At 68.8% G+C, this 756-nt stretch carries 2 protein-coding genes; both read left to right on the forward strand.

Annotated features, from left to right (window positions below; translation table 11 throughout):
- Nucleotides 1–86 precede the first annotated feature (86 nt).
- Nucleotides 87–452, forward strand: a complete 366-nt coding sequence (locus DAI20_RS19385; RefSeq protein ID WP_032128158.1) for a hypothetical protein — start codon at nt 87–89, stop codon at nt 450–452.
- Nucleotides 453–460: 8 nt separating this feature from the next.
- Nucleotides 461–756: hypothetical protein (locus DAI20_RS19390; RefSeq protein ID WP_205781499.1), on the forward strand; the 296-nt coding region annotated here is incomplete at its 3' end.

Raw genomic sequence — 756 nt, forward strand, 5'->3', positions numbered from 1 at the left:
ACCCCCTATACCCCGGCAATGCTATTGCTGTCAGTCCAGGTCGGCACCGCCGACTCCCGTTCCCCCATCGCAACAGGAGTGATTCGATGAGCCCCACCAATACCGAGAACCTGAAGGAACACCTGGGTGAAGCCGGTTCCCACCTGAAGCAGGCCGCGTCGGCCGCCGGCGGTGCGATCAAGGGCGCAACCGGCGCAGCCGGCGACGAACTGCGTATCGGCAAGGCCAACGTCAAGGCTGAACTGTCCGACAGCGCGCTGTCCGGCCTGGCCGCCGCCGAGTTTGGTGGTGCAGCCGCCAAGGAACAGGTCGACGCGTTGATGGACAAGGGCAAGGACCTGATCGACAGCGCCGCCGAGCTGATCCGTGAGCGTCCGCTGGCCTCGTTCGGCGTCGCCTTCGCTGCCGGCTGGATCATTGCCAAGCTGGCCCGCGGCAGCAGCGACAAGTAAGCCGCGGCGTGAGCGAAGACAACGCGCAAGCCCCTGATCCGGCGGCCACCCCGCCGCTGGATGAGAGCATCCGCCAGGTCGGCGCGGCCGGCCGTGCCGCTGCCGATTCGGCCAAGCATTCACTGCGGTCGCTGCGCCGCCTGGCCTCGGCCGACTTCGCGCTGGCACGCAGCGCGTTCGGCCGTGCGCTGGCCTGGGCCGGCGTGGCGATCGTGTTCGGTGCGTCGGCGTGGTTGCTGATGGCCGCCACCCTCATCGCCCTGCTGCAGAGCTGGGGCCTGAGCTGGCTGCAGGCGCTGCTGAT

Source organism: Planctomonas deserti, assembly GCF_003067705.1.
Classification (GTDB): domain Bacteria; phylum Actinomycetota; class Actinomycetes; order Actinomycetales; family Microbacteriaceae; genus Planctomonas; species Planctomonas deserti.

Bases quoted from the DNA above. Each gene is read 5' to 3' on its own strand.
- DAI20_RS19385 (WP_032128158.1), top strand. From the start codon at position 87: ATGAGCCCCACCAATACCGAGAACCTGAAGGAACACCTGGGTGAAGCC.